14 protein-coding genes are annotated in these 14,466 nt (G+C 63.9%); all 14 read right to left on the minus strand.

Annotated features, from left to right (window positions below; genetic code table 11):
- Nucleotides 1-3: 3 nt before the first annotated feature.
- Nucleotides 4-495: an NUDIX domain-containing protein gene (locus BLR80_RS04205; protein ID WP_092076599.1), complete on the minus strand. Its 492-nt coding sequence runs from the start codon at nucleotides 493-495 to the stop codon at nucleotides 4-6.
- A 66-nt stretch (nucleotides 496-561) separates the two neighbouring features.
- Nucleotides 562-1,782, minus strand: a complete 1,221-nt coding sequence (locus tag BLR80_RS04210) for an argininosuccinate synthase (protein ID WP_092076601.1) — start codon at nucleotides 1,780-1,782, stop codon at nucleotides 562-564.
- A gap of 75 nt (nucleotides 1,783-1,857) precedes the next feature.
- Complete coding sequence (locus BLR80_RS04215) at nucleotides 1,858-2,472, minus strand: RDD family protein (protein WP_092076603.1); 615 nt, start codon at nucleotides 2,470-2,472, stop codon at nucleotides 1,858-1,860.
- Nucleotides 2,473-2,475: 3 nt separating this feature from the next.
- The gene (argF, locus tag BLR80_RS04220) at nucleotides 2,476-3,399 is read right to left on the minus strand and encodes an ornithine carbamoyltransferase (protein WP_281241585.1); all 924 of its coding nucleotides are present in this window, start codon (nucleotides 3,397-3,399) and stop codon (nucleotides 2,476-2,478) included.
- A gap of 38 nt (nucleotides 3,400-3,437) precedes the next feature.
- Nucleotides 3,438-3,635: a hypothetical protein gene (locus tag BLR80_RS04225; RefSeq protein WP_092076605.1), complete on the minus strand. Its 198-nt coding sequence runs from the start codon at nucleotides 3,633-3,635 to the stop codon at nucleotides 3,438-3,440.
- A gap of 1 nt (nucleotide 3,636) precedes the next feature.
- Entirely contained in the window at nucleotides 3,637-4,842 is a 1,206-nt protein-coding gene (locus BLR80_RS04230; protein WP_092076607.1) for an acetylornithine transaminase, read from the minus strand.
- Complete coding sequence (argB, locus tag BLR80_RS04235; protein WP_092076609.1) at nucleotides 4,839-5,729, minus strand: acetylglutamate kinase; 891 nt, start codon at nucleotides 5,727-5,729, stop codon at nucleotides 4,839-4,841. The genes BLR80_RS04230 and argB overlap by 4 nt, the downstream gene beginning before the upstream one ends.
- 36 nt (nucleotides 5,730-5,765) lie before the next feature.
- Complete coding sequence (hslU, locus tag BLR80_RS04240) at nucleotides 5,766-7,091, minus strand: ATP-dependent protease ATPase subunit HslU (protein ID WP_092076611.1); 1,326 nt, start codon at nucleotides 7,089-7,091, stop codon at nucleotides 5,766-5,768.
- Nucleotides 7,091-7,618, minus strand: a complete 528-nt coding sequence (gene hslV, locus BLR80_RS04245) for an ATP-dependent protease subunit HslV (protein ID WP_092076613.1) — start codon at nucleotides 7,616-7,618, stop codon at nucleotides 7,091-7,093. The genes hslU and hslV overlap by 1 nt, the downstream gene beginning before the upstream one ends.
- A gap of 168 nt (nucleotides 7,619-7,786) precedes the next feature.
- A complete protein-coding gene (gene alaS / locus BLR80_RS04250) occupies nucleotides 7,787-10,432 on the minus strand; it encodes an alanine--tRNA ligase (protein ID WP_092076962.1) in 2,646 nt (881 codons plus the stop codon).
- Nucleotides 10,422-10,910, minus strand: a complete 489-nt coding sequence (locus BLR80_RS04255; RefSeq protein WP_092076615.1) for a regulatory protein RecX — start codon at nucleotides 10,908-10,910, stop codon at nucleotides 10,422-10,424. The genes alaS and BLR80_RS04255 overlap by 11 nt, the downstream gene beginning before the upstream one ends.
- Nucleotides 10,907-12,046 carry a type IV pilus twitching motility protein PilT gene (locus BLR80_RS04260; protein WP_092076617.1) on the minus strand — a complete coding sequence of 380 codons (1,140 nt, stop codon included), beginning with the start codon at nucleotides 12,044-12,046 and terminating at the stop codon, nucleotides 10,907-10,909. The genes BLR80_RS04255 and BLR80_RS04260 overlap by 4 nt, the downstream gene beginning before the upstream one ends.
- A 3-nt stretch (nucleotides 12,047-12,049) precedes the next feature.
- A complete protein-coding gene (gene recA, locus BLR80_RS04265; RefSeq protein WP_092076619.1) occupies nucleotides 12,050-13,084 on the minus strand; it encodes a recombinase RecA in 1,035 nt (344 codons plus the stop codon).
- A gap of 115 nt (nucleotides 13,085-13,199) precedes the next feature.
- On the minus strand, nucleotides 13,200-14,438 hold the full coding sequence (locus tag BLR80_RS04270) for a nicotinamide-nucleotide amidohydrolase family protein (RefSeq protein WP_092076621.1): 1,239 nt from the start codon (nucleotides 14,436-14,438) through the stop codon (nucleotides 13,200-13,202).
- Nucleotides 14,439-14,466 lie beyond the last annotated feature (28 nt).

Consider the following 14,466-nt stretch of genomic DNA (forward strand, 5'->3'; position numbering starts at 1 on the left):
CGGTCAGGGCAGCGGACAGAGGCCGGGGATTTCGCAGTCGGCATCGTCGCCCGGTGGCTGCAACCGGGGCCAGTTCACCTCCGGGTAGAGCCGTGCCAGCACCTGGCGACAGCCGGGCGGTACGTCCAGTGTCGGCAGGTGGTCGGCCTCGAACCAGACCGCCTCGCTCAGTTCGGCCGGATTGATGCGCAGCTGCAGCGTCAGTGGCCGGGCGCGGTAGTAAAGAATGATGTAGTGGTCCTTCTTGTGGCCGATGGCCAGATGTTCATAAATATCAACAAGCTCCGCCGGTTCGACCTGCAGCCCGACCTCCTCCTGGACCTCGCGCTGCAAGGCGCTGGCAATGGATTCGCCATGGTCGATCTTGCCGCCGGGCATGACCCATTGGCCGAAGAAGGGCGGAATGCTGCGGCGGGTCAGCAGGATGCGCGACTGGCTGTCGATGATGCAGGCCACCACCGAGGTCTTGATGGCGGGTTGCAGAGCGGTTTGCATGGCAATCCCGGAGATTGGGGCGCGGGCCGCCGGAGACGGCCCGCGCCGGGGTATTTCAGCCGTCGGTTACTTGCGGTTCTGCCGTTGGATGGCGGCGATACGCAGACGCAGGGCGTTGAGCTTGATGAAGCCCTCGGCATCGGCCTGATTGTAGACGTCGTCGGCCTCGAAGGTGGCGAAATCGACATTGAACAGGCTATCGCTGGCCGAATCGCGGCCGACCACGCGGGCGTGGCCCTTGTAGAGCTTGATGCGGGCCTTGCCGTTGACGCTTTGCTGGGTCTGGTCGATCAGGGCCTGCAGGGCGATGCGCTCGGGCGCGAACCAGTAGCCGTTGTAGATCATGTCGGCATAACGCGGTACCAGCGAATCCCGCAGATGCATCACCTCACGGTCCATGCAGATCGACTCGACGGCGCGATGGGCTTCTTCCAGAATGGTGCCACCCGGTGTCTCATAGACGCCACGGCTCTTCATGCCGACATAGCGGTTTTCCAGCAGATCAACGCGGCCGATACCGTGCTTGCCGCCAAGCTGGTTGAGTTTGGCCAGCAGGTTGGCCGGTGACAGGCGCTCACCGTTGACGGCCACGGCGTCGCCCTTCTCGAACTCAACCTCGACATACTCGGCCTGATCCGGCGCGTCCTCGGGCCGGACGGTGAGCTGGTACATCTCCTCTGGCGCCTCGGCCCAGGGATTCTCCAGGATGTCCCCTTCGAAGGAGATGTGCAGTAGGTTGCGGTCCGAGCTCCAGGGGAACTTCTTGCTGGTCGGGATCGGAATGTCGTGCTTGCGAGCGTATTCTTCGAGGGCGGTGCGGCTCTTCAGATCCCACTCGCGCCAGGGGGCAATGACCTTGATCGCCGGGTCGTAGTGGTAGTAGGCGATCTCGAAGCGCACCTGGTCGTTGCCCTTGCCGGTGGCGCCATGGGAGACGGCGTCGGCCCCTTCCTTGGCGGCGATTTCCATCTGCGCCTTGGCGATCAGCGGCCGGGCGATGGAGGTGCCGAGGAAGTAGCGGCCCTCGTAGATGGCATTGGCGCGAAACATCGGGAAGACGAAATCGCGGGCGAATTCCTCTTTCAGGTCGACAATGTGGCAGCTGCTGGCGCCGGTTTTTTTGGCCTTGGCGGGGATATGGTCGAGCTCTTCGCCCTGGCCGAGATCGGCCGAGTAGGCGACCACTTCGCAGTCGTATTCCTCGGTCAGCCACTTGAGGATGATGGAGGTGTCGAGCCCGCCGGAATAGGCGAGGACGACCTTCTTGACGGAACCTTTTCGTTGCATGGTTGTTCTCCTTGTTTCAGGGAAGCACCCGGGGCCGCCCATTGACGCCGGGTGTAAACCGTTGATGGCGTCAGCCTAGCACCGGATGACCCGGGTGCCGGCAATCAGATCGTGCAGGCCGCGCTTGTCGGCACGGATGGCCACCATCAGGTAGCCGACCAGCAGCAGAATGCTGGAGAGAAACTTGCCGAGGGTTTCGCGCCAGAAGGCACGGCCGTAGCCCACCGGTCCGCCATCGTCGGCCACCACCTGCAGACCCAGAACCATCTTGCCCGGCGTCTGGCCGTTGTAGCCGGTGAAAAAGACATAATAGGCCAGCGAGACCAGGGTGCCGCCCAGCATCAGCAGCAGTTCGGTTCCGCCATTGCTGTGCAGGGTGCCCAGCTCAATGACCAGGCGTAGTGCCGCCACCAGGGCGAACTGCGCCAGGGACGACAGCAGGCCATCGAGCAGGGCCGCCAGCAGCCGGCGCCAGAAACCGCCGGGCAGTGGCGCCGGTGGCGCTGCGGCAACAGGTGGCGGTGGGGGTGGTGAGGCTGACGCCACAGCCGCTGCCGCGGGTTCTGCCGCAGCCGGCAGAATAAAGCTGTTGCGGCAGCGTGGGCAGTGCACCTGCAGGGGCGGCGTCTGGGGCAGTTCGGCTGGTTTGACGTCACTGCTGAATCCGCAGTGGGGGCAGCGCAGTTCCATTGTCTAGGCGGCGCCGAGCAGGCGGGCCAGGATGGCTTTCTGCACATGCAGGCGGTTTTCCGCTTCGTCGAATACCACCGAATGGGGCCCTTCGATCACGGCGTCGCTGATCTCCTCGCCGCGATGGGCCGGCAGGCAGTGCAGCACCAGGGCGTCGCTTGCGGCCACCCCGAGGGTGGCGTCATTGATCTGGAAGCCGGCGAAATCCTTGATGCGTTGCTGCTGTTCCTGCTCCTGGCCCATGCTGGCCCAGACATCGGTGTTGAGCACGTTGGCGCCCCGGGCCGCTTCAAGAGGATCGTTGGTGAAGGTCAGGCGGGCGCCGCGCTGCACGGCCCGTTCGATGACCCAGGGGTCGGGTTCGTAACCCACGGGCGTGGCCACGCGCAGCTCGAAACCGAACACGGCGGCGGCGTTGATCCAGGAATTGGCCATGTTGTTGCCATCGCCGATCCAGCAATAAACCTGGTCGCTGTAGGAGCCCTTGCATTCCTGTACGGTGAACAGATCGGCCATCAGCTGGCACGGGTGATAGCTGTCGGTCAGGGCGTTGATGACCGGCACGGTGGCGTAGCTGGCCAGTTCGGCGACACTGGTCTGGCTGTAGGTGCGGATGGCGATGGCATCGACATAGCGTGACAGCACCCGTGCCGTGTCCTTGATCGGTTCACCACGGCCGATCTGGCTGTCGGCGGCGGACAGAAAGATGGCCTGGCCGCCAAGCTGAAACATGCCCACCTCGAAGGAAACCCGGGTGCGGGTGGAACTTTTCTCGAAGATCATGCCCAGGGTCTTGCCGGCCAGCAGCGGCTGTGCCTCGCCGGCCTTGTGCTGTGCCTTGAGTTTGGCGGTCAGGGTCAGGATGGCATCGAGCTGCGGTGCGGTCCATTCTGAAAGACACAAAAAGTCAGACTTCACAGATTTCATCGCTCGTCGGGCTCCTCTCTGGGGTTGGTCGGGAGGCGTCATTGCCTCTCGGCCGGAAAAAACTTGTTGGTTTTGTTCTTGCTCGGCACGAACTCGGGTTTGTCACCGCTGTAGTACTTGTAGGGCGGATGGTACTTCTGCTGTGTTTTTTTGGGAAACAGTGTCCAGATGAAAGCGGCAACAAGCAACGCCAGGACAATTGCGGTACCGATCCAGGCTTCCTTGGACAGTTTCATGTCATTCCTCCGCAGTGATCTCCTCGAACAGGGGCTCCAGAATGGCCAGAGCCGCGTCGATTTCGGCGCGACTGACGGTCAGCGGTGGCACGAAGCGCAGCACCTTGCCGGCGGTGCAGTTGATCAGCAGCCCCCGCTCCAGCGCCTTTTTGACCAGTGGCGCACCTTCAATATTCAGTTGCAGGCCGAGAATCAGGCCACGGCCACGGACCTCGATAGCACAGTCATGGCGCTGGCACAGTTCTTCGAGCCGCTGGCGCAGGTAGCCGCCCATGGCAACGCAGTTGTCGAGAACCCCTTCGTTGATCAGCACGTCCAGTGCCGCCAGCGCTGCGCTGGTGATCAGTGGATTGCCGCCGAAGGTGGAACCGTGACTGCCGGGCGTGAAACTGGCCGCCACCTCTTCGCGGGCCAGCATGGCACCGATGGGCGGGCCGCCGGCCAGGGCCTTGGCCAGGGTCATGATGTCCGGCGCGACCGCGTCATGCTGGTAGGCGAACAGCTTGCCGGTGCGGCCGCAGCCCACCTGCACCTCGTCGAATACCAGCAGCAGGTTGTGGGCGTCGCACAGCTCGCGCACCGCCTGAAGATAGCCGGGCGGTGCCACGTTGACACCGCCTTCGCCCTGTACCGGTTCGAGCATCACGGCGCAGACCTGCTCGGTGACGGCGTCGCGCATGGCGGCAATGTCGCCGAACGGCACATAGCGAAAACCCGGCACCACCGGCGTGAAGCCCTTGCGTACCGCCTCCTGGCCGGTGGCGCTGATGGTGCCGATGGTGCGGCCGTGGAACGAGGCCAGGGCCGTGATGACGATGTAGCGGTTGTCGCCGTAACGCTCGGCGCTGTGCTTGCGCACCAGTTTCATGGCGGCTTCGTTGGCTTCGGCGCCGGAGTTGCAGAAGAACACCCGGTCGGCGAAGCTGTGCTGGCACAGCAGCTCGGCCAGACGGATCTGGCTGGGGATGTGGTAGTAGTTGGAGCAGTGCAGCAGCGTCGCGGCCTGCTGCTGCAGGGCCGCCACCACCTTCGGATGGCAATGGCCCAGATTGTTGACCGCCACGCCGGCGAGAAAATCAAGATAACGGCGACCGTCGACGTCCCACAGCCAGCAACCTTCGCCCTTGGCGACCACCAGCGGATAACGGCCATAGGTGGTGGCAATGGAGGCATTGCCGCGTTCGATCCAGGATTGTGAAAAGCTCATGATGTAAACCTCGCCACGGCAGTGCCGATACCCTTGTCGGTAAAGATTTCCAGCAGACAGGCGTGTTCCATCCGCCCGTCGATGATATGGGTTTTCTGGACGCCCTCGCGTACGGCGTCGACGCAGCAGCTGATCTTCGGGATCATGCCGCCGCTGATGGTGCCATCCTCGATCAGACCGTTGACTGCGGCGATGTCGATGGTCGAGATCAGCCGGCCCTGCTTGTCCTTGACCCCCTCGACATCGGTCAGCAGGATCAGTTTTTCCGCTCGCAGGGCTCCGGCTACCCGGCCGGCCACCAGGTCGGCGTTGATGTTGTAGGTCTCGCCGTGGCGGCCAACACCGACTGGCGCGATGACCGGAATGAAGTTGCTCTGCTCCAGCGCCGTCAGTACCGCCGGGTTGACCTGCTCGACCTCGCCGACCATGCCGACATCGATGATCTCCGGCGTCAGGGTATCGGGGTTGAGGCGTTTCATCTCCAGCTTGCGTGCCAGGATGAGGTTGCCGTCCTTGCCCGACAAGCCCACCGCGTTGCCGCCGAAGTGGTTGATGTTGCCGACGATTTCCTTATTCACCTTGCCGCCCAGCACCATCTCGACCACGTTCATGGTTTCGGAGTCGGTCACCCGCATGCCCTGCACGAAGTCGGTCTTGCGGCCCATTTGCGCCAGCACCTTGCCGATCTGTGGGCCGCCACCGTGGACGATCACCGGATTGAGGCCGATGAGCTTGAGCAGGATGACGTCCTTGGCGAAGCCTTCCTTGAGGGGTTCCTCCACCATGGCGTTGCCGCCGTACTTGATAACGATGGTCTTGCCGTAGAACCGTTTGATGTAGGGCAGGGCCTCCATCAGAACATTGGCTTTTTCGATCAGCTGTTGCATGGCCACAAACTCCGGGGCTGGGGATGCGGGGGCGGGTTACAGAATAAAACGGGCCAGATCCTCGTCGGCGACAATGTCGTCGAGGCGGGCGCGAACCAGGGCGGCATCGATGTGCAGCTCCTTGTCGGGCAGTTCCGGCGCGTCGAAGGAGATCTGTTCGAGCAGTTTTTCGATGATGGTGTGCAGTCGCCGGGCGCCGATGTTTTCGGTGCGGGCGTTGACCTGCGCCGCGATGCGCGCCATCTCGGCGATGGCGTCGGCGCTGAAGTGCAGGGCAATGCCCTCGGTGGCCAGCAAGGCCTGGTACTGACGCAGCAGAGCGTTGCGCGGCTCCGTCAGGATCTGGACGAATTCCGCTTCGCCGAGGCTGTCGAGCTCGACCCGGATCGGAAAGCGGCCCTGCAGTTCCGGGATCAGGTCGGACGGTTTGGCCACATGGAAGGCGCCAGCGGCGATGAACAGAATGTGGTCGGTCTTGACCGGACCGTACTTGGTGTTGACCGTACTGCCCTCGACAATCGGCAGGATATCGCGCTGCACCCCTTCGCGGGAAATCTCCGGTCCCTGGCCCTGTTCACGGCTGGCAACCTTGTCGATTTCGTCGATGAAGATCATGCCGCTCTGTTCGCAGCGCTGCCGCGCCAGGGTTTGGATCTGGTCGGTATCCAGGAGTTTTTCGGCCTGTTCGGCGATCAGCAGTTCCCGTGCCTCCCGTACCCGCAGGCGCCGGCGGCGGGTTTTCTTGGGGAACAGGTTGCCGAACATCTCCTTGAGGTTAAGGCCCATATCCTCAGCGCCCGGCGGTGTCATCACCTGCATGGCCGGGATGGCCGCCTCCTGGGTTTCCAGTTCGACAAAGCGTTCGTCCAACTCGCCCAGCCGCAGCAGCCGGCGCAGCTTGTCGCGCGTGGCGTTGTCGCTCTCACCGCTGGCGGCGTTGTGGCGCTCACCCGGCAGCAGCAGATCGAGCAGCTTGTCCTCGGCCTGCTCTTCGGCCTTGAGACGCACCTTGGCGGTTTCTTCCTCGCGCACCAGCACGATGGCGGCTTCCACCAGGTCGCGCACCATGCTTTCGACATCGCGGCCGACATAGCCGACCTCGGTGAATTTGCTGGCTTCGACCTTGACGAAGGGCGCCTGCGCCAGGCGGGCCAGACGGCGGGCGATCTCGGTCTTGCCGACGCCGGTGGGACCGATCAGGATGATGTTCTTCGGTGTGATCTCGTCGCGCAGCTCATCGCTGACCTGCTGACGCCGCCAGCGGTTGCGCAGAGCCACGGCCACGGCTCGTTTGGCGCGGTTCTGGCCGATGATGTAACGGTCGAGTTCGGAGACGATTTCGCGCGGCGTGAAATTGGTCATCAGAGCACTTCCAGGCGGATGTGGTCGTTGGTGTAGATGCAAATCTCCGCTGCGATGGTGAGAGCCTGGCGGGCGATGTCAGCGGCACCGAGATCGCTGTGGCGCAGCAGTGCCCGACCGGCCGCCAGGGCATAGGCACCACCGGAGCCGATGGCGGCGACCCCGTCATCCGGTTCGATGACATCGCCGGCGCCGGAGAGGATCAGGGTCTGGTCTCGGCTGGCCACCAGCAGCAGGGCCTCGAGACGGCGCAACACCCGGTCACTGCGCCAGTCGCGCGCCAGGGCCACGGCGGCGCGGGCCAGTTGCCCCTGTTGCGTCTTGAGTTTGTCCTCGAACTTCTCGAACAGGGTGAAGGCGTCGGCGGTGCTGCCGGCAAAGCCGGCCAGAACCTGCTGGTCGTGCAGCCGGCGGATCTTGCAGGCGCCCTGCTTCATTACGGTCTGACCCAGACTGACCTGACCGTCGCCGGCCAGGGCAACCTGGTCGTCACGGCGGATGCAGACAATGGTGGTGCCACGAAACATGCGTTCTCCTGTGTACAGGGCGTGCTGTGCCGGGTCACGGCCATGAGAGGCCGCTTCCCTGGCTCCTTATAGCACCAGCGCTGCGGGGGTGCAAAAGGAAAGCAGCGCCGGCCACAGACGGCGCTGCCACGGAAAAAGATCCGCTCAGCGGTGAGCGGCTCTGTCGGATCAGCTTTGCAGGGCCTCGGCCAGCAGGGCAGGAGCCTGCTGCAGCAGCTCGGTCAGACCTTCGGGCCGGCTGCCGCCGGCCTGGGCCAGATCGGGCCGGCCACCACCCTTGCCACCGACCTGTTCAGCCAGCGGTGCAATGAGCTTGCCGGCCTGCAGCCGGTTGGTCAGATCCTTGCTGACGGCCACCAGCAGGGCGGCCTTGTCGCCGCAGGCGCCGGCCAGCACAATGACACCCGAAGGCAGCCGGTCACGCAGCTTGTCACACTGCTCACGCAACTGTTTGCCGTCGAGATCGTCAAGGCGGGCGATAAGGCAGGGCACGCCGGCGATGGTCTGCACCTGCTCGATCAGTTCGCCGGCACGGCCGGCTTCGAGGCGGTCGCTTAAGCTGGCTACCTGCCGTTCCAGTTCGCGCTGCTGTTCCAGCAGTTTCTGCAGCCGGCTGGTCAGGTGGCTGCGGTCGCTTTTCACCAGCGCCGCCAGCTGGTTGATCAGTTCGTCCTGCTGCTGGATGGTGCGCAGGGCCTGGGCGCCGGTGGTGGCTTCAATGCGGCGCACGCCGGCGGCGATGCCCGATTCCTGCAGGATGCGGAACAGGCCGATATCGCCACAGCTGCCGGCATGGGTGCCGCCACAGAGTTCCATGCTGAAGTCGCCCATGCGCACCACCCGCACGCGTTCGCCGTATTTTTCGCCGAACAGGGCGCGGGCGCCGGCGGCCACGGCCGATTCGGTGTCCATTTCCTGGGTTTCAATGGCGCGGTTTTCGCGGATGCGGCGGTTGACCTCATCCTCGATGCGGCGCAGTTCGGCGTCGCTCAGGGCGGAGAAATGGGTGAAGTCGAAACGCAGGCGCTCGGGTGTCACCAGCGAGCCGGCCTGCTGCACATGATCGCCGAGCACCTCGCCCAGCACCGCCTGCAGCAGGTGGGTGGCGCTGTGGTTGAGGGCGGCGGCGCAGCGTTTTTCGCGGTCGATCTGCAGTTCGGCAGCGTCGCCCACCGCCAGCTCGCCACTGCGGATCAGCCCCTGATGCACAATGAGTTGCGGCAGCGGTTTGATGGCGTTGTCGATCAGCACCTCGGCGCCTTGGGTGGTCAGGCAGCCACAGTCGCCGCTCTGGCCGCCGGATTCGCCATAGAAGGGCGTGGCCGAGGTGATGATCTCGACCCGTTCGCCGGCGCCGGCGCGCTCGACCCGCTGGCCGTCGCGCAGCAGGGCGACAATGGTGCCGAAGTCGGCAGTTTTGTCATAGCCGGTGAACTCGACCTGCAGGCCCTGTTCGGCCAGCTGCTTGTAGATGCTGGCGATGCCTTCCTCGCCGGAACCCTTCCAGTGCTCTCGCGCCTGCTGGCGTTGCTGGGCCATGCAGCGGTCGAAGCCGGCCTCGTCAAGGGCAAAGCCATCTTTTTCAACGATGTCGGCGGTCAGATCGACGGGAAAGCCGAAGGTGTCATACAGCTTGAATACCACGGCGCCGGGGATGGTGGTGGCGCCCTGGTGGCGCAGGCGGTCGATTTCCTCCTGCAGGATGCGCAGGCCGTTGCCGAGGGTTTGGATGAAGCGTTCTTCCTCGTTCTTGACCACCTTGGCGACAAAGGCCGCCCGTTTGGCTTCCTCGGGGTAGGCGCCGGCCATGGTTTCGAGTACGAAGGTGGCCGTCTGGTACAGCACCGGCGTGTCGAAGCCCAGCATGCGGGCGTGGCGCATGGCCCGCCGCATGATGCGGCGCAGCACATAGCCCCGGCCCTCGTTGGATGGCAGCACGCCATCGGCGATGAGGAAGGCGGTGGCGCGGCTGTGGTCGGCGATGACGCGCATGGAGACATCGTTGTCGCCATCGGCGCCGTAGCCTTTGCCGCTGAGCTGTTCGATGTGGCCGATGATGCGGCGCAGCAGATCGGTGTCGTAGTTGCTGGTTACGCCCTGCATCACGGTGCAGATGCGCTCCAGCCCCATGCCGGTATCGACAGCCGGCTTGGGCAGCGGTGCGAGCGTGCCGTCGGCGCTGCGGTTGAATTGCATGAAGACGTTGTTCCATATCTCCATGTAGCGGTCACAGTCGCAGCCGACGGCGCAGTCGGGTCGGCCGCAGCCGACGCCGGGGCCATTATCCCAGAAGATTTCGCTGCACGGACCGCAGGGACCGGTATCGCCCATGGACCAGAAATTGTCCTTCTCGCCAAAGCGGAAGATGCGCTCGCGCGGCACGCCTTCCTGCTGGTGCCAGATGTCGGCGGCCTCGTCGTCATCGGTAAAAACCGTGACATAAAGACGGCTTTTGTCGAGTTTCAGATCCTGGGTAAGAAATTCCCAGGCAAAGGCGATGGCTTCCTTCTTGAAATAATCGCCAAAGGAAAAGTTGCCGAGCATTTCGAAGAAGGTATGGTGGCGGGCGGTACGGCCGACGTTTTCCAGGTCGTTGTGCTTGCCGCCGGCGCGGACGCATTTCTGGGAGGTCGCGGCGCGAACATAGTCACGTTTTTCCTCGCCCAGGAAGCAGTCCTTGAACTGGTTCATGCCGGCGTTGGTGAACAGCAGCGTCGGGTCGTTGTGCGGAATCAGGGAGGACGAGGGCACCACCTGATGGCCGCGCTGGGCAAAAAACTGCAGGAAGCGGGTGCGGAGAGCGTCAGCGGTCATCATAAACGTTTATTTGCCTTTCATTGAGGTAGTCAAAAATCTGCGACAAGGCAAAGCCACGTCGTTGCAGATACTGGATCAGGCGGCGCTGCTGGCGCGCGTCCGCGGAAAGCCGAGCCGGATCGCCAAACCGGCGCTCGGCCACTGCGGCCAGCTGCCGGCGTTGCAGGTCGGCATCGGCGTAGGCTGCCGTTGCCTGATGGCAGACCGCGCTGTCAAAACCTTCGCGCTGCAGTCGCAGTTGCAGGGCCGGACCGATGGCACGGCCGGCGCGCACCAGCTGGCCGGCACGCTCGGCGGCCAGGCGGGCGTCATCGAGATAGCCCAGCTCGCGGCAGCGCTGCAGGGCGCTGTCGATGGCCTGTTCGACGCAGCCTTTGCTGCGCAGGCGCGCCGCCAGGTCGGCGGTGCTGCGGCCCCGCCGACCGAGCAGGCGCAGGGCCAGGGTATAGGCATCAGGCGCCGCCGGTCGGCTCATGCCGGCGGGGCGTTGCTGTCGTTGTCCGCCGTGCCGCTGAACTTGTCCCAAGTCAGATCGGAGGTGGACGAGATGCCGGACATCTTGAGCTTGAAATCGTCCGGGTTGCTGCTCTGGCGCAGGGCTTCATCGTAAGTGATGAGCTGATGGCTGAGCAGACTCATCAGGGACTGATCGAAGGTTTGCATGCCGTAGTTGTCGTGGCCCTGCTGGATGGCATCGCGGATCATCTTGGTCTTTTCCTTGTCGTCAATCAGCTCGCGGATGCGGGCGGTTGACACCATGACCTCCACCGCCGGCACGCGGCCCTTGCCGTCGGCCCGTGGCACCAGCCGCTGGGAAATGACGCCCTTCAGGATGGCCGACAGCTGCAGGCGGATCTGGCGTTGCTGAAACGGTGGAAAGACGCCGACGATGCGGTTGATGCTTTCCTGGGCATCGACGGTATGCAGGGTCGACAGCACCAGGTGGCCGGTTTCCGCCGCTGTCAGGGCGGTTTCAATGGTCTCGTAGTCGCGCATCTCGCCCACCAGAATCACATCCGGATCCTGGCGCAGGGCCGACTTGAGAGCAGAGGCGAAGGAGGCGGTGTCGACTCCCATCTCGCGCTGGTTGATGATGCTCTTTTTGTCACGATGCAGAAACTCGATGGGGTCTTCAATGGTGATGATGTGGTTGGTGCGGTTGGCGTTGATGGCGTCGATCATGCTGGCCAGGGTGGTCGACTTGCCGCTGCCGGTGGTGCCGGTGACCAGAATCAGGCCGCGTTGCTCCTGGGTCAGTTTCTTGATGATGGGCGGCAGCAGCAGTTCGTCGAGGGTCTGCACCGTAAAGGGAATGGCGCGCATCACGGCGGAGATGGAACCGCGCTGGGTGAACAGGTTGACACGGAAACGGCCGAGACCGGCAATGCCATAAGCCAGGTCAATCTCGCTGGCCTTCTCGAACTGGTCGCGCTGACGCTCGTTCATCATGGCGTAGGCCATCTTGCGGATCTCTTCCGGTGCCAGACGCGGCGCCTTGGGTAGAGGCCGCAGGGCACCATCAATACGGTAGACCGGAGGCAGGCCGGCCTTGATATGCACGTCCGAGGCGCGGGCCTTGATGGCCATGGTGAGGATTTCGTTGAGGTCCATCGCCTAATCCTGTTCGGCAGGGCTGTGTGGGGCCGGCTGCAGTTGGGACAGGCCGTAGAGTTCCAGCACCTGTTGCTCGATGCGCAGGGCCACATCCGGGTGTTCCTTCAGGTAGGTTTTGGCATTTTCGCGTCCCTGACCGATGCGCTCACCGGCAAAGGAGAACCAGGCACCGCTTTTGTCGACAATATCGTTGGCGGCACCAAGGTCGATCAGTTCGCCCACCTTGGAGATGCCTTCGCCGTACATGATGTCGAATTCGGCCTCCTTGAACGGTGGCGCGGTCTTGTTCTTGACCACCTTGACGCGGGTGCGGCTGCCGATGATGTCCTGGCCCTGCTTGAGGGTGGCGATCTTGCGGATGTCCATACGCACCGAGGCGTAGAACTTCAGGGCGTTGCCGCCGGTGGTGGTTTCCGGGTTGCCGAACATCACGCCGATCTTCATGCGGATCTGATTGATGAAGATGACACAGCAGTTCGATTTGCTGATGGTGGCGGTGAGCTTGCGCAGAGCCTGAGACATCAGGCGCGCCTGCAGGCCCATATGGGAATCGCCCATCTCGCCTTCGATTTCGGCCCGTGGCACCAGGGCGGCAACCGAGTCGACCACCAGCACGTCGATGGCGCCGCTGCGAACCAGCACCTCGACGATTTCAAGGGCCTGCTCGCCGGTGTCGGGCTGAGAAACCAGCAAATCGTCAGCGTTGACGCCGAGTTTGCGGGCGTAATGGATATCCAGAGCGTGCTCGGCATCGACAAAGGCGGCGATGCCGCCCTTTTTCTGGGCCTCGGCAACAATGTGCAGTGCCAGAGTGGTTTTGCCGGAGGATTCCGGGCCGTACACCTCAATGATGCGACCGCGTGGCACACCGCCGATGCCCAGGGCAATGTCAAGACCGAGGGAGCCCGTCGGAATGGTGTCGATATCGCGCATGACGTTGTCGCCACCCAGACGCATGATGCTGCCCTTGCCGAACTGTTTTTCAATCTGGCTCATGGCCAGATCAATGGCCTGCTTGCGGTTGTCGGTGGTCATGGTGATAAAGCTCTCCATAATGCGGGGTGAACGGCAAACGCCCGAATGCGCGGCGGGTGGAACATTTACCGATAGCACAGCGTCGGCGGGCTTTTCAAGCACAAGTTCAGTGGTTTTAAGACCCCGCCAGCCGCTGTTCGGCGGCCCGGCGCAGCCAGTCGAGGGCGTGGCAGGCACTCTGCAGCCGTACCTGGCGGCGGTCGCCGGCAAACTGGTGGTGTGCGACCTGGGTGCCGCTGGACTCGGCCAGGGCGATGAACACGGTCCCGACCGGTTTGTCCGCCGTGCCGCCGCCGGGGCCGGCGATGCCGGTGACGGCCAGGGCCAGGTCGGTGCGGGCGCGCTGGCGGATGCCCTCGGCCATGGCACGGGCGCAGGCGGCACTGACGGCGCCATGTTGCAGCAGCAGTTGATCGGAGATCCCCAGCCAGTCCTGCTTGGCACTGTTGGCATAACTGACGGCGCCGCGCTCGAAAAAGGCCGAGCTGCCGGGCTGGTCGGTCAGCAGTTTGGCGAGCAGGCCGCCGGTGCAGGATTCGGCCAGGGCCAGACTCAGTTCGGCGTCGCGCAGGCGGGTAGCGCAGATCTGTGCCAGACTGGCGCTGCCGCGGCAGACGATCTGGTCAGCCAGTCGCTGTTCCACCAGCAGGGCAGCTTGCTGCAGCAGGCTGTCATCGCCCGAGGCGGCGCTGAGTCGCAACAGCTGACAGGGAAAGTCTTCATCCAGCCGCCAACCGACGCCCTCGGGCCAGGGCAGGCGCTCCAGCTGCTGTTCCTGACGCTCACGGGGGTTGCCGAACAGGCGGTAACTGCTCTGGCAGTGGCACTGCTGCGGGCTGATCAGACCGCGCAGCAGCGGCAGCACCTCCTGCCGCAGCATCACCGCCAGTTGCTGGCTGTTGTCGGGCAGGAAAAAGGCGCTGGTGCGACCCTGTTGTAGAAAAAAACCCGGGGTCGGGCCACAGGGGTTGCGCAGCAGGCGCACCTTGTGTGGCAGCAGGGCCTGCTTTTCGTAGCCGTCGGGCAGGGTCTGGCCACTGCGCTGGTAGAAATCGCGTACCTGTTCGAGGGCGCCGTCGTGCAGCGCCAGGTTGAGACGGAAAGCCTGGGCCGCCGCCCGGCTGGTGATGGCCTGGCGATGGCTACCGAGACCGCCACACACCAGTAATACCACGCCCTGTTCCCGGTAACGTAGCAGGGCCTGATGCAGGGCGCGGCCATCATCATCGAGCACCAGCAACTCGCTGAGGGTGCAGCCCTCGTCCTGCAAGAGTCGCAGCAACGGCGCCAGTGGCGGTGGCAGGTCGGGTTGGGTCAGAAAACGGTTACCGACGCAGACCAGGGCAATCTCCATGACAAGGCTCCTTTGGGGGTTTGCGCCG

Source organism: Desulfuromonas thiophila, assembly GCF_900101955.1.
GTDB lineage: Bacteria > Desulfobacterota > Desulfuromonadia > Desulfuromonadales > Desulfuromonadaceae > Pseudodesulfuromonas > Pseudodesulfuromonas thiophila.

Bases quoted from the DNA above. Each gene is read 5' to 3' on its own strand.
- BLR80_RS04205 (WP_092076599.1), bottom strand. From the start codon at position 495: ATGCAAACCGCTCTGCAACCCGCCATCAAGACCTCGGTGGTGGCCTGC.
- BLR80_RS04210 (WP_092076601.1), bottom strand. From the start codon at position 1,782: ATGCAACGAAAAGGTTCCGTCAAGAAGGTCGTCCTCGCCTATTCCGGC.
- BLR80_RS04215 (WP_092076603.1), bottom strand. From the start codon at position 2,472: ATGGAACTGCGCTGCCCCCACTGCGGATTCAGCAGTGACGTCAAACCA.
- argF (WP_281241585.1), bottom strand. From the start codon at position 3,399: ATGAAATCTGTGAAGTCTGACTTTTTGTGTCTTTCAGAATGGACCGCA.
- BLR80_RS04225 (WP_092076605.1), bottom strand. From the start codon at position 3,635: ATGAAACTGTCCAAGGAAGCCTGGATCGGTACCGCAATTGTCCTGGCG.
- BLR80_RS04230 (WP_092076607.1), bottom strand. From the start codon at position 4,842: ATGAGCTTTTCACAATCCTGGATCGAACGCGGCAATGCCTCCATTGCC.
- argB (WP_092076609.1), bottom strand. From the start codon at position 5,729: ATGCAACAGCTGATCGAAAAAGCCAATGTTCTGATGGAGGCCCTGCCC.
- hslU (WP_092076611.1), bottom strand. From the start codon at position 7,091: ATGACCAATTTCACGCCGCGCGAAATCGTCTCCGAACTCGACCGTTAC.
- hslV (WP_092076613.1), bottom strand. From the start codon at position 7,618: ATGTTTCGTGGCACCACCATTGTCTGCATCCGCCGTGACGACCAGGTT.
- alaS (WP_092076962.1), bottom strand. From the start codon at position 10,432: ATGACCGCTGACGCTCTCCGCACCCGCTTCCTGCAGTTTTTTGCCCAG.
- BLR80_RS04255 (WP_092076615.1), bottom strand. From the start codon at position 10,910: ATGAGCCGACCGGCGGCGCCTGATGCCTATACCCTGGCCCTGCGCCTG.
- BLR80_RS04260 (WP_092076617.1), bottom strand. From the start codon at position 12,046: ATGGACCTCAACGAAATCCTCACCATGGCCATCAAGGCCCGCGCCTCG.
- recA (WP_092076619.1), bottom strand. From the start codon at position 13,084: ATGACCACCGACAACCGCAAGCAGGCCATTGATCTGGCCATGAGCCAG.
- BLR80_RS04270 (WP_092076621.1), bottom strand. From the start codon at position 14,438: ATGGAGATTGCCCTGGTCTGCGTCGGTAACCGTTTTCTGACCCAACCC.